This is a genomic window from Aeribacillus composti (assembly GCF_007827555.1).
Lineage (GTDB): Bacteria > Bacillota > Bacilli > Bacillales > Aeribacillaceae > Aeribacillus > Aeribacillus composti.
Window position 1 is genome coordinate 46,179 of the sequence record NZ_VISS01000006.1, and the last position, 16,302, is coordinate 62,480.

Genomic DNA, 16,302 nt, shown 5'->3' on the forward strand with positions numbered 1-16,302 from the left:
ATAGTTTATACTTGACAGTTTCTCAAAAATGGTATTAAATTTGCATTAAGGAAAAATATATGCAATAACAACAAAATTTAAACTCAATAAAATAAATATGTGTGAAGGAATTTTTTTTAACATAAAGTTTGCCCTTAGGCAATATTTATAACTATGGTAAAAAAGTAGGTGAAGGAATGGAAAAAATTCCTATTTGTGCAACATGAAGCCGGCAACTTTCTGTAAAGTATTAAGCCAAACGGTAAGCTGAATGGCGAAGCTGAAACAAATCAACTAGCGAAATGAAATTCATGTCTGTAAGTGTTTTGGCATTTATTCATTGATTGCGTTTTTTCAGTTTTGTTTCTTCTCAGGAATAAAAACAAATTGAGGTTACATATAGGAGTTTTCTATAAAAAACGGACAATGTTTGATTCCTGAATTCACAATTTGCCAGAATGGTTGTCGATATTTAATAGAAATCGTTCGCCAATAAACTAGAGAGATGGGCTGACTTAAAAATCAAATCAATTCATAAAAATAAAAGGAGAGTGCGAAAAAATGAAAAATGTTATGAAAAAAATGGGGTGCTTATTCTTAATTAGTGCCTTGCTGGTGTTAAGCGCGTGTAGTTCTGGACAAGAAGCATCCAAACGATCAAAAGATGGAAAAATTAATGTCGTCACAACGATTGCACAAATTGGCGAGCCGTTGTCTGAAATCGGCGGAGATCGCTTAAATGTCAAAAGTTTAATGGGGCCGTCTGTAGACCCTCATTTGTATAAGGCTACTCAAAGTGATATGGAAACTCTTGAAGAAGCAGATATCATTTTTTACAACGGATTGCATTTGGAAGCGAACATGGTTGAAATATTTGAAAAGATCTCTGAATCAAAACCTGTTCTTGCAGTCGGTGAAACCATTCCTGAAGAATCTCTTTTAAAGGATGAAAAAGGAGTAGTTGATCCTCATATTTGGTTTGATCTGGACCTTTGGCAGCAGGCATTGGATGCTGCGGTTGAACAATTAAAAGAATTCTCTCCGGAAGACGCAGATTATTTTGAAGAAAATAAAAAGAAATATTTTGCTAGATTAGCTGATTTGAAAAAAGAAGCCGAAAAGCTTGCGGACATTCCAGAAAGTCAAAGAGTTCTTGTCACAGCGCATGATGCTTTCGGATATTTCGGACGAATGCACGGCATTAAAGTAGTTGGTCTTCAAGGACTTAGCACTGATTCCGAAATCGGTATTACAGATATTCAAGATACGATTGACATTATTAAAAAGTACAAAGTTCCTGCCGTATTTATCGAATCAAGTATTAATGAAAAATCGATCAAGGCTGTCATAGAAGGAGCGAAAAGTGAAGGAATTAACGTTACATTAGGCGGGGAGCTTTACTCTGATGCAATGGGTGAGGAAGGAACAGAAGAAGGAACTTATATAGGAATGTATCGCCATAATATCAATACGATTTATGAAGCATTAAGCGAAGGAGGAAAATAGCATGGCTGAAGCAGTGCTTCAAGTAGAGAATCTGTCCGCTTCCTATCGAAAAAATACAGTGCTCTTCGATGTGAATTTTGTAGTGCAGGCTGGTTCGTTAGTGGGAATCGTCGGTCCGAACGGTGCTGGAAAGTCGACGCTTTTAAAAACAATATTAAATCTTCACCCTTCCTTAACGGGATCAGTGAAATTTTTCGGATTGCCATTCAACAAGGTCCAAAAAAGGATCGGTTATGTACCACAGCGAGGTTCGGTTGATTGGGACTTTCCAACAAACGCATTGGATGTTGTCACTATGGGACTATATGGGCAAATCGGATGGCTGAAGCGGCCATCCCGATTGCATAAACAAAAAGCATTCGAGGCCTTGGAAAAATTAGGGATGGCTGATTACGCTGACCGTCAGATAAGCCAGCTTTCTGGCGGTCAACAGCAGCGTGTGTTTTTAGCACGCGCATTAGTGCAAAATGCCGACTTGTATTTTATGGACGAACCGCTGGCTGGTGTTGATGCAGCAACAGAACGCGCTATTATGACATTGCTGAAAGAATTAAAAGCTTTAGGAAAAACGGTCATGGTCGTGCACCATGATTTGCAAACAGTAGAAGATTATTTTGACCATGTTCTTTTATTAAATCGCACCGTCATTCAGTACGGAAAAACGAAGCAAATTTTTACTAGAGAAAATATTTCGCGAACTTATGGAGGAGACTTGCGCTGGTTGAGAGAGGAGAGTCTTCATGTTCACAATCCTATTAAATAGCAACACACAATGGGTGTTATTTAGCACGATGATTTTTGGGATTGCTGCTGGAACAATGGGCTGTTTAGCCTATTGGAAGCGGCAAAGCTTAATGAGTGATGCCTTAGCTCATGCAGCATTGCCCGGTGTTGTGATCGCCTTTCTTCTACTTGGAGAAAAAAACTTATTTGTCATGATCATTGGAGCATCCATCAGCGCTTTAATTGGAGCATCATTTATCCAATGGATACGTTCATCAACTAGAATTTCGGCAGATACGGCGATGGGAATGGTGCTGTCTATTTTTTTTGGCTTAGGAATCATGCTCCTGACAGTTGTGAATCGGACGTCAGGCGGAAATCAGAGCGGTTTGGACAGTTTTATTTTCGGTCAGGCCGCCTCGATGGTCAGATCAGATGTCACTACAATGTTAATCCTAGCTTTGGCGGTTATTTTGATTGTATTCGTTGCATTTAAAGAATGGAAAATATATCTTTTCGATCCGGAATTTGCAAAAGGATTAGGACTGTCACTTAAATGGATGAACGGATTATATACAACGATTCTTGTCACAACGATTGTCATCGGGATTCAAGCTGTAGGAGTTATTTTAATTGCCGCCCTGCTGATTATCCCGTCAGTAAGTGCCCGCTATTGGACACAGTCTTTTCAACGGATGATTATCATATCAGCTCTGTTTGGGGGAGCGGCTGGAGCATTAGGAACATTCATCAGTGCATTGGGAAGAGGATGGCCTACAGGACCTTTTATCGTCATTGTGGCGTCTGCGCTGTTTTTCTTATCGCTTTTCTTTGGCAAAGAGAAAGGGATTCTGGTCAAGTATTTACAATTGAAAATGCAAAAAAGATTAGTGAATATTCATACCAGTAAGGCCTTAAGAACAAAAGGGGTAGAATAACCATGACTTATCATGCTATGTGGATTATCGTAACTGCTTCTTTAGTAGGGCTGTCCTGCGGCTTAATAGGTGTATTTCTGATACTCAGGAAAATGGCGATGATGGCTGATGCAATTAGTCATACGGTTCTGTTAGGAATTGTCATCGCTTTTATTATTACGCGTGAATTAAGCGGAACTCATATGCTCATTGGTGCTATATTTGCAGGACTATTGACAGCTTTTTTAGTGCAGTGGCTTCATTCTTTAGACGTTCAGCAAGATGCAGCAATAGGAATTGTGTTTACGACGATGTTTGCTATCGGCGTTATTTTAATAGCGACTTCTGTAGGAAATGCACATTTAGATGTTCAACATGCTTTAATGGGGGAAATCACCTTTATACCTTGGAATAAAATGTCACTTCCTCTAATTGGCGAGGTTCCGAAGGCTACAGCATTGCTGGCTCTCGTTTTGTTTGTTGTTTTATTTGTTCTTGTCGCTTTTTATAAAGAATGGAAAATCACTTCATTTGATCCTGCGCTTGCTGCCAGCTTAGGGATTCCTGTTTTACTCATGCATTATGTATTCTTATGCTTAGTATCGATCACAACAGTTGCTTCTTTTGATGCGGTCGGCGCAATTATGGTCGTTGCGATGTTAATTACTCCAGCTGCCTCGGCTTATCTTTGGACAGATAGACTTTCTATTATGCTAGTATTAAGCGGATTATTTGGCGTAATATCTGCTGTAGCGGGCTATTATATAGCAGCTTGGGTCGACACTTCTATTTCTGGCTCAATGGCATTTGCCACAGGATTAGTGTTTTTCATAAGCTTTTTGTTTTCTCCGAAACATGGATGGATTGCGAGATATTTGCGATTGCATAAAACTGTAAAAAAGACAGGATGAAAATCGGCTATTAAATTGTCTTTCATAACGGTTGATCTCCTCCATACGCTTGTCTTATGGTGCTTTTATATAGTAAACTTTGTATGATGAAGATATTAATGGAGGATAACCAATGCCAACCCCGAGTATGGAAGACTATATTGAACAAATATATTTGCTAATTGAAAATAAAGGCTATGCGAGAGTGTCGGATATAGCAGAAGCGTTATCTGTACACCCTTCTTCCGTTACAAAAATGGTGCAGAAGCTCGACAAGGATGACTACTTAGTTTACGAAAAATATAGAGGGTTCGTCTTAACGCCGAAAGGAAAAAAAATCGGAAAACGCCTCGTCTACCGGCATGATCTGTTAGAGCAATTTTTGCGGATTATTGGCGTCAAAGAAGAAAACATCTATCGCGACGTGGAAGGAATTGAGCACCATTTGAGCTGGGATGCTATTGACCGAATAGGGGATCTGATTCAATTTTTTGAAAAAGATAAAAGTCGAATCATAGAATTGCAGCAATTGCAAAATTTGAATGAAGAAAATGAAGAAAACGACTTCTAACATTAAACGACTTCTAATTTAGAAGTCGCTTTTTTTGTGCATGTAAAAATTTTTGTAAAAATTGTAAAAATTTTGTTGATTGATTCGTTATTCCTATTTATAATTTTCTCAAGAGATATAAAAAAAGAGGAAAAGAGGATTATGATGAAAAAATGGGGATTCATATTACTAGCTTTTATTTTGTGGATAGGAGTGATGCCAAAGCCGTCATCAGCTGCACAACAAGCATCTTTTGAGAAAGAACTGAATCAATATTTAGAGGAAGTAAGTAAACAAAGAGGTTTCAAAGTTACAAGAGAACATATCGAATTTTCGTTAGCTCAATATGAAGAAAAGATCGAAAATTTTGATTCTGTTGAAGAACTTCGTGATTTTTTAGGAGAGGTCATTCAAAAAGATTTAAGCAATTTAACCGAAATATATGACGAATTTAATTTAAATGAAGCCAGTTTGCGCCAGCTGCTTCAAGAACACGGTGAAGATCTAGATGAGTATGTGTTTGTAGAAAATTTGTATGATGCCGTCATGCTTTACATAGAGCGTGATCCAAATTTTGATAAAAATTTGCAAGACTATTTGGCGAAAATTAGTAGTATTAGAGGATTTCCTGTGACGATTGACCATATTAATAGATCTTTGAGTTTATATGAGAGAAAACTGGAAGACTTTAAAACCGTTAAAAGTTTAGAAAGATTTTTAGGAGAAGTTATTAAAAAGGATTTAAGCAATTTATCCTATATTTATGATGAATATGATTTAAATGAAAAGGAGTTGCGCCAGCTGCTTCAAGAACACGGAAAAAAATTGGAGGATTACGTTTTTCTAGATGATTTGGAAGAGGATGTTATAACATTTTTAAGTGAAGAATGGGATGCTGGTGTAGAAGACGAGCTCCTTTACGATTTATTAACGGTTTTTGAGCAGGAATACGGATTGACAAAAGAAGAAATCGAGCGGTTAAAGAACCATTTGCGATCAATTGAAGAGCATCTTATGAAAGAAGAGACAATTATAGCTTTGTTGGACTTGGCGGATCGGATGATGGCTTTTGAAGGGTTTGATGAAGCGACAGAGCTTACAAAGAGCCAAATCGAGGAGTTAATTTCGATTTTTAAAGATTTTCAACGTATTTTTAAAATTAAAGTTACATTTTCCCTTGTAAAAGATGGGTCTGAAAAGGAGCTTTCGCTGTTTGATCTATTTAACTTGAAAGAATTGATCAATGCAAAATTGAAAATCAACATATACAGTGAAAGTGGAGAATTTTTGGCTGATCTCCTCATTACCGGAGAAATCGTTGATTCAGATACGTTACATCGAACTGGGCAAACGATTCGTCACGGCGCTCAAGAAGCCAAAAGTGTGAAACAAGAGAAAAACGTTTCGCAAAAAATAGAAAAAAAGCTAAAAGCTGTAAAGGACAATGAGCATAAAACAGTAAAAGGTGCAAAATTGCCGAAAACAGATTCCGGCTATGGCATGAATGCTATGGTAGGATTGTTCATTGTTTTAGCGGGATTTTTAATTTTTAGGCAAGCAAGGAAGGTTTAATATGCTGGAAACTACAAAAAGAAGCAGCCGAAACAAGCGGTTGTTTCTTCTTTTCTTTGCATCAATGATTATATTAGCCGGCCTATGGTTTTCAGCCGCAAATAGCTATAAACTTTTCAAAGGAATGCTACTGCCTGAGACCCATTCTGAAACGAAACAGAAGGCGGAAGCTGCACAGCCGGCCCCAGAAAAAAATATGAAGGCAGAAAAGGTTTTATATCCGACACGACCTAAAATTGGGGAGCAAATAGGAGAGCTGTTTATTCCAAAACTAAATGCAGTACTTCCGATATACCATGGAACGAACGAAGAAGAGCTTGAAAAAGGGGTCGGTCATTTTGCAGGAAGCGTATTGCCAGGAGAGGCAGACAATTCGGTTCTTTCCGGTCATCGCGACACCGTGTTTCGTAGGCTAGGGGAAGTAGGAAAAGGAGACGAGTTAATCGTCACAACTTCAGCTGGAGAATTTACTTATAAAATCTATAAGGTTCGGATCGTTGATAAAGACGACCGGACCGTGATCGTTCCGAAACCGAGGGCTACGTTAACTGTCAGTACATGTTATCCGTTTCATTTTATCGGCTCCGCGCCGGAACGATACGTGCTCGTAGCATATCTTGTTTCCGAGAAGTTGAAAAAATAATCTGTTATCTTGACCTATCATAATGTTTCCAATTCCCGTCTTCCGGTGGGAAAACTATCATAAAAACGGCTTTAGCCCTGTGTTCTAAAGGGCTAAAGCCGTTTATAATCGACTGTCTGACAGGGGAAGGTTTCCCCCCTAAAATTTGTTATCATGTGCATTTTTCAAGACACTGCATTTTTTTGACAGAGTTACGAATGAGTCTTTTAATGTCCTTATTTTACGGACTTTCTACCATATCCTTGTTATTTTTATCGCTTTTTTCTTTTCTGTTTTTATTCATAAAAGAAAATATGATGAGCAGTGCTAAGATGACAAGGCAAACAGTAGAACCGATCATATTTTTTTTATTAAAGATAAAAGAGAAAAAGATGACCAATAATGAAACGGTGGCTACTATCGTTGTGTATGGGAACCATTTTACTTGGAAATATGGTTTCTCCTTATACTGAGAACGAAGCTTTAGCTGAGCCAGACAAATGCTTGTCCATAATAAAATAATCGTAAAACCAGGTATCGTCATTAAATAGCTGATGACTCGATCTGGAGTCATATAAGCTAAAAATACCCCAAATAAAATACAGATAGCCGTAACGGTAATACAGTTGATCGGTATTCCTTGTTTGGAAATCTTTAAAAATCTTTTTGGCGCTTCACCGCTTTGAGCCATGGAATATAATGTTCTGGAAGTTGCGTAAATCCCTGAGTTCGCCGCTGATAAAACAGCAGTAATAAGGACAAAATTCATAATATGAGCGGCTCCAGGAAGCCCTGTGATGCTCAATACTTGGACAAATGGACTGTTTTCCCCTGTCACTTGATTCCACGGCATTAAACCACAAATAATAAGAATAGGAAGCATATAAAAGAGAATAACTCTCCACATCGTTCCTTTAATGACTTTTGGCAAAACCTTTTCTGCATCTTTTGTTTCTGTGACCGCAACACCGATTAACTCAGCCCCGCCGTATGAAAACATGACGACTAAAAAGGCGCTTAACATTCCTCCAATTCCATAAGGAAAGAACCCGCCGTGTGCCGTGTAGTTAGAAAAAGGATCATCAATATTGCTCGGAATAATTCCAAACAAAATGCCAAAACCTAATAAAATGAAAGCGATTAATGCGAAAATTTTAATTCCTGCAAACCAAAACTCAATTTCACCATAGTACTTTACTTGAAACAAATTCATTCCAACGATTAAAACCATACAAAGGAGACTTAAAAGCCATAACGGTACGGTTGGAAACCAATATTTCAGAAAGCTTCCTGCTGCTAAAATTTCAACAACGGTGACAACAATCCAATTGATCCAATAAAGCCATCCTACAATAAAGGATATATGGAAGCCAAAAGCTTTATAAACAAGATGCTGAACGTTTAAGTTAGGATAAACAATCGCCATCTCAGCCAGTGCCGTCATGACAATAAATAATAAAAGGCCTCCTAATAAGTAAGCTATTACAACACTTGGGCCGGCAATATTTAATGTATCTGAGCTCCCTTTAAAAATTCCTGTTCCAATCATGCCTGCTAGCGCAATAAACTGAACATGTCGAGGTAATAACCCTTTTTTTAATGTTTGATCTTTTTCCATGGTGTTCATGCCTTTCTGTCCATTATGAAAAATATACTAGAATAACTGGCAGCATACTTTTTTACTTAATCGCTTTTCAGGTTTTACGCTTTTCTGCGTTTAAGTAAAAAAATAAATATGTTTCTAGTATATAATATTCTTTCGATTCATCAAAGAATAATGAAAAAACTCATTGCTATAAAACTGTTACAATTTATGGTAAATAGCAATACTCTTGAACTTCGAAGATATTTACGGAGCAAAGATAAGGTCGATTCTTCCTCTATTTAGTAGGAACTTATTACGATCTGTTCGATAAAACACTTCCTAAATGAAGAGGAATGTTATGAAGGTCCGCAAATCTTTTTCAAAACAGGGGTACTATTCTAAAAAGTGTTTTATTTTAAGAGTAGTTCAAATAAGTGTTATAATTTTTTTGTAAAAAAAATTGTCTGTTGCCGACAAATTCCACCACAAAAATCTTCTCGTTATCCGTATAATCTTAATCGTGTATTATTTATAGATTACCTTCTATACAGGTTAGGAGGAGACGGAAATGGGAGATCAATATCAGACGCGTATGGAGAAACGTCAAAAAAAGAAATCAGCTTCTAAAAAATCTCCGCTCATAAAAATCATGACAGCCTTTATTCTTGCGATTATCGTAATGATGACTGCGGGCGGTATCGTGGTATTGTCTTACATTATAAGCGCCCCTGCACTAGACCCGAAATTACTGAAAGATCCGTTATCCTCAACCGTTTATGATATGTATAATGAAAAAGTGCGAGATATTTCAGGAAGCGAACATCGGAAAATCATCAAAATCGAAAATATACCGAAAAATGTACAAAATGCGTTTATCGCAACAGAAGATGTGCGGTTTTTTGAGCATAATGGAATCGATTTTAAACGAATCGCAGGTGCAACCGTTGCGAATGTAAAAGAAGGATTCGGCGCTGAAGGCGGAAGTACGATTACCCAGCAGGTAGTCAAAAATTCATTCTTAACGCCTGAAAAAACGCTCAAGCGAAAAATACAAGAAGCTTACTTGGCTGTTCAGTTGGAACGACGCTACTCAAAAGAAGACATTCTTGAAATGTATTTAAATAAAGTGTATTTCGGTCAAGGAGCATACGGGGTTGCGACAGCGGCAGAAACATATTTTAACAAATCTGTGAAAAAGCTGACGATTAGTGAAGCGGCGCTGTTGGCGGGGCTGCCGCAAAGACCGAGCGAATACGATCCGTTTAAAAATCCGGATTTAGCTGAAAAAAGAAGAAATATAGTATTGTCGTTAATGAGGAAGTATGGCTTTATTACCGAAAAAGAAGAGCAAGATGCGAAAGCGATCCCGGTTGAGAAATTATTAAAGAAGAAAAAAGAAGGGCCGAAATATCAAGCGTTTATCGATCAAGTCATCAAAGATATTGTTGATGCCGGAATATCGGAAAAGGATATCTATACGGGCGGTTTAAAAATTTATACAACCCTTGATCCGGATGCTCAAAAATTTACAGAAAAAGTGCTGACAACTGATCAATACATTTATTATCCAGACGATCAGTTCCGGGCAGGAGTCGTGCTACTTGATACACAGACTGGCGCCGTCAGGGCAATTGGCGGAAACCGCAACTCAGATCAAGAAATACAAAGAGGTTTTAACTACGCAACACAAACGAAAAGACAGCCAGGTTCGACGATTAAGCCGATCTTGGATTACGGCCCGGGAATCGAACATTTCAAATGGTCTACATATAAACAGTTCATTGACGAGCCGCTCACCATCCATGGCAAAGAAATCAAAAACTGGGACGGTCAATATCGCGGCAGTATATCGATGCGAAAAGCGTTACAATGGTCTTACAATATACCGGCTGTAAAAGCATTTTTGGAGGTAGGGGAAGACCGGGCAAAAGAATTTGCGGAAAAACTCGGAATCCCGCTCGATCAGATCTATCCTTCATATGCGATCGGAGGCTTTAATAAAGGTGTGTCCCCGCTTCAATTGGCTGGGGCGTATGCCGCTTTTGGAAATGAGGGCGTTTATCATAAGCCTTTTACGGTAAGGAAAGTCGTGTATCCAAACGGTAAAGAAATCGATCTTTCTTCCAAACCGGTGAAGGCGATGAGCGACTATACCGCCTACATGATGACCGATATGTTGAAAACCGTCGTGAAAGAAGGAACAGGGCGACTGGCGAACATCCCAGGACTTCCGCTAGCAGGAAAAACAGGAACAACCAACTTGCCGGAAAATATACGAGGAGATGGAACATCTGATGCCTGGTTTGTCGGCTACACGACTCGTTATGCGGCTGCGGTTTGGACGGGATACGACCAGACGACTCAGGAAACGTATGTGACAAACGAGAAGGCGAAGATTTCAAGACTTATTTTTAAAGAAATCATGTCTCACGTTTCTGAAAAAATAGAAACACCTGATTTTGAAAAACCGGACAGCGTCGTCGAAAGAGTGGTTGGCGGCCGAACTGAATTATTTGTAAGGGGAACTCCAATCCCAGCAATTCCAAAACAAAAAGAAAAGGATAAAAAAGAGGATCAAAAACAGGATCAAGTAAAAGATAATGAACAGGAGCAAAAACAAGAAGAGGAAAATCAGGAGCAAAATCAGGAGCCAAAAGAAGAGAACAATCAAAATGACATGGATAAAGAGCAGCAAGAAAATTCTGAGGACAACAAAGAGCAGCCTGAAGATAATAAAGAAATAGAGCAGCCAAATCAGCCTCCTGCCAATGAACAGCCGCAGCCACAACCGCCAGCTAACAACGGCAGCGACCAAGGAAACGGCCAAAAACCACCAGGAGGAAATAACGGAACTGACGGATCAAATAATAGTGGAAACGGCGGCTCGAATAGCAACGGGAATGGCAGCGGATCAAGCAGTAATAATGGTCCAGGAAAAGGAGCCGGCACAACCAATCCGAACGGAAAATCACAATCTGAAAAGCAATCAACGGATAACGGCAGTCCATAAACAAAAGGGCTGAAAAAACATACTAACAATAGTAGTGCAGACCACGGCCATGGTTTGTGCTACTATTTTTTTTTTATAGATTCTTGTAAATTAGCACACTATTTTAGAACCACTTTTTTCAAATTATAGTAAATAACCTTTTACTGATATACTTCTAATTTAATAGTTTTATTCAAGAGATAACTGCATTATTCTAACAATTCATTATAAAGAACGATTTATTTGTAAAAAAAAATAAAAATATTTTTAAAAAAGGGGTTTACAACATGATAGAGTTCAATTATATTTAAGTTGTGTTCGTTATAAAGAACACAGTCTTAATTATATTTCTTATGAGGAGGATTTAAAAAATGGGTATTAAACAAAAGTTGGGAATGGGTGTAGCAACTGCGGCTTTAGGTTTATCTTTAATCGGGGGAGGTACATATGCCTACTTTAATGATGTTGAAACCTCCAATAACACATTTGCAGCAGGTACATTAGATTTAACTCTTGATCCGCAAACAATTATTAATGTCAACAACTTAAAGCCTGGGGATTGGATGGAGCGTGAATTCACATTAAAGAACAGCGGAAGTTTGGGTATTTCTAAAGTTCTTCTTGAGACAGATTATACTGTAACGGATGCGAAAAATGACAATAACGGCGATGATTTCGGCAATCATATTAAGGTGCAAATTTTAAAGAATGTGAGCAATAAGGAAGTTATTGTTTATGAAAAAACGTTGGCACAGCTTAAAAATCTAAAGCCGGATTTAGTGCAGGATGAATGGCTCTGGTGGAATATTGGCGGTTTAGATCCAAATGAAACGGATAAGTTCAAAGTTAAATTCGTCTTTGTAGACAACAATCAAGATCAAAATCGTTTCCAAGGCGATTCTTTAAAACTAACTTGGAAATTTGACGCGAAGCAAGAAGCAGGTGAAGCAAGATAGCTATCAATATAGGGGAGAAGGCGGGGAACTGCCAACTTCCCTTGATTGCTAAAAGTTGAAACGGTGGTGAGAGAAATTCGGTACTCACGAGTAAAAAAATTTGGGCAAAAGAAAATGCATTTGATAATAATGTTCAAAATCGTCGCAATTTGTTACTTTCTTTTCATAACATTCAACTTTGCTAGTTCCTACACCGGGGCCAGTTTTAATAAAACAGTAGCCATAACCGGTTTTCTTGCTGCAACAATTCCTGAAGAGGACAAATCCATTCTGCTGCGCTTTGTGGACGATAAAGACAAGGTCATTCAATCGTGCGGGAAAGTTCGAATATCTTCTGTTGCTCAAAATGAAGGGGATGATTTAGCGGAAGCATTGCATTATGAAATATATTTCATTGCTCAAGGAGATCCAATGAATGGAGAAAAAATAAGTCAAGGAAAGATTCCAGCATTAAAAAGTAAGAGTCAATTCCAATTAGCATACAATGCCGAAAAACCTGGAAATTATAAATTTAACGTTTTAATGAATACAAATGATGATGTTTGGAGCAAAAACATTCAAGTAATTTGCAAAAAGAACGAACAACTTGATCAACCTGCGAATGACTCAGATCAAAACCTTAATGAAGATAAGGCAGCTCAACCATCCGAACATTCGAAACAAGAACAAAAACAACTTCCAGTGGAAGAACCTATACGGGAAAATAATGGGAAAGAAAACGAAGTAAAGAAAGAGCAATCCAACGAAACGTTAATGAAAGAAAATGAGAATCAAGAAAATCATTCAAAAGATGAAATGAAAGAAAATGGAGCGCAACAAATAGAACAGAATAAAACCGAAACAAAATCAAATGACATTCACCTGAAAGAACAGCAATCAGCAAAACAAGAACAAGTTTCAAATGCTTTAGAGCAAAACGAACCACCTTTACAGTAAAGTGATTACAATTATTTCATTACGTTTTGTGTCTTGAGCAAAGCGAAAGGAATGGGTAAAAAAATGAAAAAAGTTGTTAAATGGATCAGCAACACGATATCGGTCATGCTGCTGGCTTCATTAATCATCATGTTATTCACAGTCATTTCGTCAAAAGCTTCAGGCGGGGAGCCTAAATTTTTCGGACATCAATTAAAAATTGTTCTTTCAGGATCAATGGAACCTAGTATACAGACTGGTTCCGTGATCGTTGTAAAACCTGAAAAAGAAACGGAAAAATACAAAGAAGGCGACATCATTACATTTCAAGCAGATGAAAACGTGTTTGTAACACATAGAATTATAAAGGTTGTCAAAAATGGCAATGAAGTTATGTACCAGACAAAAGGGGATAATAATGAGGAAGCAGATTCCGAACTTGTGTTAAGTAAAAATGTTGTTGCTAAATATACAGGCATTACCATCCCATATATTGGCTATTTTATGAATTTCGCCAATTCTAAACAAGGAAGCGTTATTCTTTTAATCATACCAGGCATTATTCTGTTCAGCTACTCATTAATCAGCATTTTTCGGGCACTTGCAGAAATTGATAAAAATTTGAAGCAATCAACTGCAAAAGAAGACTTCAACCATTCTCAAAATCAATAATGGAGGAAATACATGGTCAAATCAATTGGACGATGTTTCATATGTTTTTTATTTGTCTGGCTCATAATGCAAGTTCAAAATTTCAGCGCTGAAACACAAATAGGTATCGCTTTAAAAAATCTTCATTCAAACCATATGCTATTTCAAGCAGAAAACATGAAACCAGGCGATTGGGCTGAAAGAACGGTCATTATCGAGAATGTTGAAAATGCTGATATACAATATAATACTTTAATTGAAAATATAAAAGGATCAAAAAAATTATTTGATGCTTTAACTTTAGAGGTTAAAGATGGTCAAAAAAATCTTTTGTTTAAAGGATTGTTAAAAGATTTTAAAGGTTTTACACCGCGAAATATCCAAAGTTCCAAAGAAGACCAGTTGACATTTTTAATCACATTTCCTGAACAGTTAGGAAATGAATATCAAGGGTTAGAAACTTCTTTTAAAATTGTTTTTCAGGCAAATTCTTCTTTAGGCAGTATTCAAACGTATGGCAGCGGGAATAATGAAGGTTTACTTTTGCCAAATACTGCGACAAACTTTTATGCATTTATTCTTGTTGGGATAATGTTTTTCGCGATGGGAGCCATTTTTTTCTTTCAAAAACGAAATAAACATAAAGATCAGCTTCATGAGTTATGAAGCGCTTGGAGGAAGCGGTGTACAAAAAATATTGTCCTAATTGTCTGCGTTTTTCATATAGCAGCTGCTCTGAAAGAAAATGGTTGTGCCCATCATGTCGTTCTGATCTTACTTCCATGGAAGGAATATTCTGTCGCAATGTATTAAAATATTCTGCCGCCCTTGCGGAATATAAGCAAAAAAATCATAACCGAAGAGAGGTTCATTTTTCTAAACAAATATAAAAATTTTAGTTAACATTTAGATCTTTCTTTTCCTGTAATTTCCATTTTTTTGTAAATTCTAAAAACTGACGGAATTCTTCTTTCGATACTCCGGAATTCATTGCTTCCTGTACTAATAACATCCATTCAGGATCAAGAACATTCGTATTTTCTTCATTTTCCCCATTTATTAATGTATTAACAGGAACATCTAAAACGGATGATATTTTTTCCAAGAAATGGACAGAGGGATTTGATTGAAGATTCCGTTCGATAGAACTTAAATAAGATTTTGCCACCCCTGCTTGTTCAGCCAGTTCAGATAGCGTAAGACCTTTGTTTTTTCTAAGCTGCTTTATGCGATCACCAATCATCATGATCATTTCACCTTCCTTTAACGGTTCTATGTCAATTATTGGGTGTACTTGATGTGAAGAGCACCTCTTTTATATGTATGAAAGTTAGATAAGTGAGCATAATATCTTATTTCTGAGTCGATCAAAGTTGCGAATACCATAAGAAATTCGTTTCATCACTTTAATTTTATTGTCAATCCCTTCTAAATAACCGTTGGTGTAGGGATAAATAAATGAATGGATAATTTCTTTTTCCCAGCTTTTAAAGATTCGTTTCTCATTCAGTCCCGATTTATCAATAGCTTAATACAGCAGTTCTAAGTTTGACCTTGCATTTCGCTCATTATTTTGTGTCATCTATTTTTTAAAGACTTCTATCACTTGGTAAGCTTTCCTTAAATCGGGGGCAACTCTAAATAATATTGAGAGTTCCTGTTTACGTGTGATGAGCTTCTTTTTCGATTTATGGAAGAGAAACCGCAACTTTTTCATCGAGTTTCGATCTTTGTCTTGGTTCGAGTGCCCAAAAGTTTTGGCGCGCATAATGGAATTGGTCCACGATGATAATCGAATTTTGAAAGAGTTGTTGGGCCAAAATTTTATACGGCTGCCACATATCCATGACTACCATTTGAATACGATAAATCGGTAAAGAGCGAAAATAATCTTTTAACTTGGACCAACTTTCAGTCTTGAATGACATCCAATACCTTGTAGCCTTGAGGGTCACCAATGACACATTGATATGTTCCTTTTTCGGTTGTCCACTTGATCTCATCAAGGGCTAAAATTCGTGGTAATGAGTGGCTTTCATAAGTATCATAACGGTCAAAATATCGAATAACCGTTGAGTATCATCATCCAATATCTTTAGACACTTCCTTAAAATTGGCCGTTCTCCTTTTGATAAGAAGAGCTTGAAGGACAAATTTCGTATGACGCTGATAACGCCCTAAAAGGCATATAATTCAAAGAAACGTTTTCCGCAAGATGTACATTTATAACGACGCTTTTTCAGAATGAGGTACGCATACATTCCACGAAACTTGATATCTCGAATCTTCTGCAGACATAATCATGAATGGATCTTGCCTCTTCCAGCATTGAGGGCCATGTTGATAACAAGGTTTGGTTTCGAGAAAAATTCAAGGTGCGTATCTGTCTCCACAATCTTTGACGCCATTACATTTTCCAATCCAATCAGCTCTGGGATGCAAATAGT

General features: G+C 37.4%; 17 protein-coding genes. 12 read left to right on the forward strand and 5 right to left on the reverse strand.

Going from position 1 to position 16,302, the window contains the following annotated elements; genetic code table 11:
• The first annotated feature begins 540 nt into the window (after positions 1–540).
• The 7 genes from FB379_RS04730 to FB379_RS04760 all read left to right on the forward strand — a co-directional run bounded on the left by FB379_RS04730 (position 541) and on the right by FB379_RS04760 (position 6,780).
• Positions 541–1,485 (forward strand): metal ABC transporter solute-binding protein, Zn/Mn family, encoded by a 945-nt coding sequence (locus tag FB379_RS04730; RefSeq protein WP_144597187.1) that lies wholly within the window; start codon positions 541–543, stop codon positions 1,483–1,485.
• A 1-nt stretch (position 1,486) separates the two neighbouring features.
• Positions 1,487–2,248 carry a metal ABC transporter ATP-binding protein gene (locus tag FB379_RS04735; protein ID WP_063386349.1) on the forward strand — a complete coding sequence of 254 codons (762 nt, stop codon included), beginning with the start codon at positions 1,487–1,489 and terminating at the stop codon, positions 2,246–2,248.
• Positions 2,226–3,146 (forward strand): metal ABC transporter permease, encoded by a 921-nt coding sequence (locus FB379_RS04740; protein WP_144597189.1) that lies wholly within the window; start codon positions 2,226–2,228, stop codon positions 3,144–3,146. The genes FB379_RS04735 and FB379_RS04740 overlap by 23 nt, the downstream gene beginning before the upstream one ends.
• A 2-nt stretch (positions 3,147–3,148) precedes the next feature.
• Positions 3,149–4,036 carry a metal ABC transporter permease gene (locus tag FB379_RS04745; protein WP_063386347.1) on the forward strand — a complete coding sequence of 296 codons (888 nt, stop codon included), beginning with the start codon at positions 3,149–3,151 and terminating at the stop codon, positions 4,034–4,036.
• Positions 4,037–4,148: 112 nt separating this feature from the next.
• Positions 4,149–4,586 carry a transcriptional regulator MntR gene (gene mntR / locus FB379_RS04750; protein WP_063386346.1) on the forward strand — a complete coding sequence of 146 codons (438 nt, stop codon included), beginning with the start codon at positions 4,149–4,151 and terminating at the stop codon, positions 4,584–4,586.
• Positions 4,587–4,730: 144 nt separating this feature from the next.
• A complete protein-coding gene (locus FB379_RS04755; protein ID WP_063386372.1) occupies positions 4,731–6,137 on the forward strand; it encodes a processed acidic surface protein in 1,407 nt (468 codons plus the stop codon).
• Between the two features lies 1 nt (position 6,138).
• Positions 6,139–6,780: a class D sortase gene (locus FB379_RS04760; protein WP_240326764.1), complete on the forward strand. Its 642-nt coding sequence runs from the start codon at positions 6,139–6,141 to the stop codon at positions 6,778–6,780.
• Between the two features lie 220 nt (positions 6,781–7,000).
• On the opposite strand, the gene FB379_RS04765 is transcribed toward FB379_RS04760, so the two are convergent.
• Positions 7,001–8,377, reverse strand: coding sequence for an amino acid permease (locus FB379_RS04765; RefSeq protein WP_144597193.1), 1,377 nt, complete (start codon positions 8,375–8,377; stop codon positions 7,001–7,003).
• Between the two features lie 535 nt (positions 8,378–8,912).
• Here FB379_RS04765 and FB379_RS04770 point away from each other — a divergent pair.
• The 5 genes from FB379_RS04770 to FB379_RS04790 all read left to right on the forward strand — a co-directional run bounded on the left by FB379_RS04770 (position 8,913) and on the right by FB379_RS04790 (position 14,521).
• A complete protein-coding gene (locus FB379_RS04770) occupies positions 8,913–11,354 on the forward strand; it encodes a PBP1A family penicillin-binding protein (RefSeq protein WP_144597195.1) in 2,442 nt (813 codons plus the stop codon).
• 350 nt (positions 11,355–11,704) lie between these two features.
• Positions 11,705–12,289 (forward strand): CalY family protein, encoded by a 585-nt coding sequence (locus FB379_RS04775; protein ID WP_094245059.1) that lies wholly within the window; start codon positions 11,705–11,707, stop codon positions 12,287–12,289.
• A 66-nt stretch (positions 12,290–12,355) separates the two neighbouring features.
• Positions 12,356–13,225 carry an amyloid fiber anchoring/assembly protein TapA gene (gene tapA / locus FB379_RS04780; RefSeq protein ID WP_144597196.1) on the forward strand — a complete coding sequence of 290 codons (870 nt, stop codon included), beginning with the start codon at positions 12,356–12,358 and terminating at the stop codon, positions 13,223–13,225.
• A 63-nt stretch (positions 13,226–13,288) separates the two neighbouring features.
• On the forward strand, positions 13,289–13,876 hold the full coding sequence (sipW, locus tag FB379_RS04785) for a signal peptidase I SipW (protein WP_094245061.1): 588 nt from the start codon (positions 13,289–13,291) through the stop codon (positions 13,874–13,876).
• A 12-nt stretch (positions 13,877–13,888) separates the two neighbouring features.
• The gene (locus tag FB379_RS04790; protein WP_144597198.1) at positions 13,889–14,521 is read left to right on the forward strand and encodes an LPXTG cell wall anchor domain-containing protein; all 633 of its coding nucleotides are present in this window, start codon (positions 13,889–13,891) and stop codon (positions 14,519–14,521) included.
• Between the two features lie 229 nt (positions 14,522–14,750).
• Here the strand turns inward: FB379_RS04790 and FB379_RS04795 are convergent, their stop codons facing one another.
• From FB379_RS04795 to FB379_RS19180, 4 genes are all read right to left on the reverse strand, one after another.
• Positions 14,751–15,098: a helix-turn-helix domain-containing protein gene (locus tag FB379_RS04795; RefSeq protein WP_094246424.1), complete on the reverse strand. Its 348-nt coding sequence runs from the start codon at positions 15,096–15,098 to the stop codon at positions 14,751–14,753.
• Between the two features lie 87 nt (positions 15,099–15,185).
• Complete coding sequence (locus tag FB379_RS18950) at positions 15,186–15,380, reverse strand: transposase (protein WP_094246425.1); 195 nt, start codon at positions 15,378–15,380, stop codon at positions 15,186–15,188.
• Positions 15,381–15,543: 163 nt separating this feature from the next.
• Positions 15,544–15,858 carry a transposase gene (locus tag FB379_RS19175; protein WP_144597200.1) on the reverse strand — a complete coding sequence of 105 codons (315 nt, stop codon included), beginning with the start codon at positions 15,856–15,858 and terminating at the stop codon, positions 15,544–15,546.
• A 174-nt stretch (positions 15,859–16,032) separates the two neighbouring features.
• Positions 16,033–16,149, reverse strand: a complete 117-nt coding sequence (locus FB379_RS19180; protein ID WP_144597273.1) for a transposase family protein — start codon at positions 16,147–16,149, stop codon at positions 16,033–16,035.
• Positions 16,150–16,302 lie beyond the last annotated feature (153 nt).

What these genes read in the sequence shown, in the direction of transcription:
- FB379_RS04730 (WP_144597187.1), top strand. Translation starts at nt 541, where the DNA reads ATGAAAAATGTTATGAAAAAAATGGGGTGCTTATTCTTAATTAGTGCC.
- FB379_RS04735 (WP_063386349.1), top strand. Translation starts at nt 1,487, where the DNA reads ATGGCTGAAGCAGTGCTTCAAGTAGAGAATCTGTCCGCTTCCTATCGA.
- FB379_RS04740 (WP_144597189.1), top strand. Translation starts at nt 2,226, where the DNA reads ATGTTCACAATCCTATTAAATAGCAACACACAATGGGTGTTATTTAGC.
- FB379_RS04745 (WP_063386347.1), top strand. Translation starts at nt 3,149, where the DNA reads ATGACTTATCATGCTATGTGGATTATCGTAACTGCTTCTTTAGTAGGG.
- mntR (WP_063386346.1), top strand. Translation starts at nt 4,149, where the DNA reads ATGCCAACCCCGAGTATGGAAGACTATATTGAACAAATATATTTGCTA.
- FB379_RS04755 (WP_063386372.1), top strand. Translation starts at nt 4,731, where the DNA reads ATGAAAAAATGGGGATTCATATTACTAGCTTTTATTTTGTGGATAGGA.
- FB379_RS04760 (WP_240326764.1), top strand. Translation starts at nt 6,139, where the DNA reads ATGCTGGAAACTACAAAAAGAAGCAGCCGAAACAAGCGGTTGTTTCTT.
- FB379_RS04765 (WP_144597193.1), bottom strand. Translation starts at nt 8,377, where the DNA reads ATGGAAAAAGATCAAACATTAAAAAAAGGGTTATTACCTCGACATGTT.
- FB379_RS04770 (WP_144597195.1), top strand. Translation starts at nt 8,913, where the DNA reads ATGGGAGATCAATATCAGACGCGTATGGAGAAACGTCAAAAAAAGAAA.
- FB379_RS04775 (WP_094245059.1), top strand. Translation starts at nt 11,705, where the DNA reads ATGGGTATTAAACAAAAGTTGGGAATGGGTGTAGCAACTGCGGCTTTA.
- sipW (WP_094245061.1), top strand. Translation starts at nt 13,289, where the DNA reads ATGAAAAAAGTTGTTAAATGGATCAGCAACACGATATCGGTCATGCTG.
- FB379_RS04790 (WP_144597198.1), top strand. Translation starts at nt 13,889, where the DNA reads ATGGTCAAATCAATTGGACGATGTTTCATATGTTTTTTATTTGTCTGG.
- FB379_RS04795 (WP_094246424.1), bottom strand. Translation starts at nt 15,098, where the DNA reads ATGATTGGTGATCGCATAAAGCAGCTTAGAAAAAACAAAGGTCTTACG.
- FB379_RS19175 (WP_144597200.1), bottom strand. Translation starts at nt 15,858, where the DNA reads ATGAGATCAAGTGGACAACCGAAAAAGGAACATATCAATGTGTCATTG.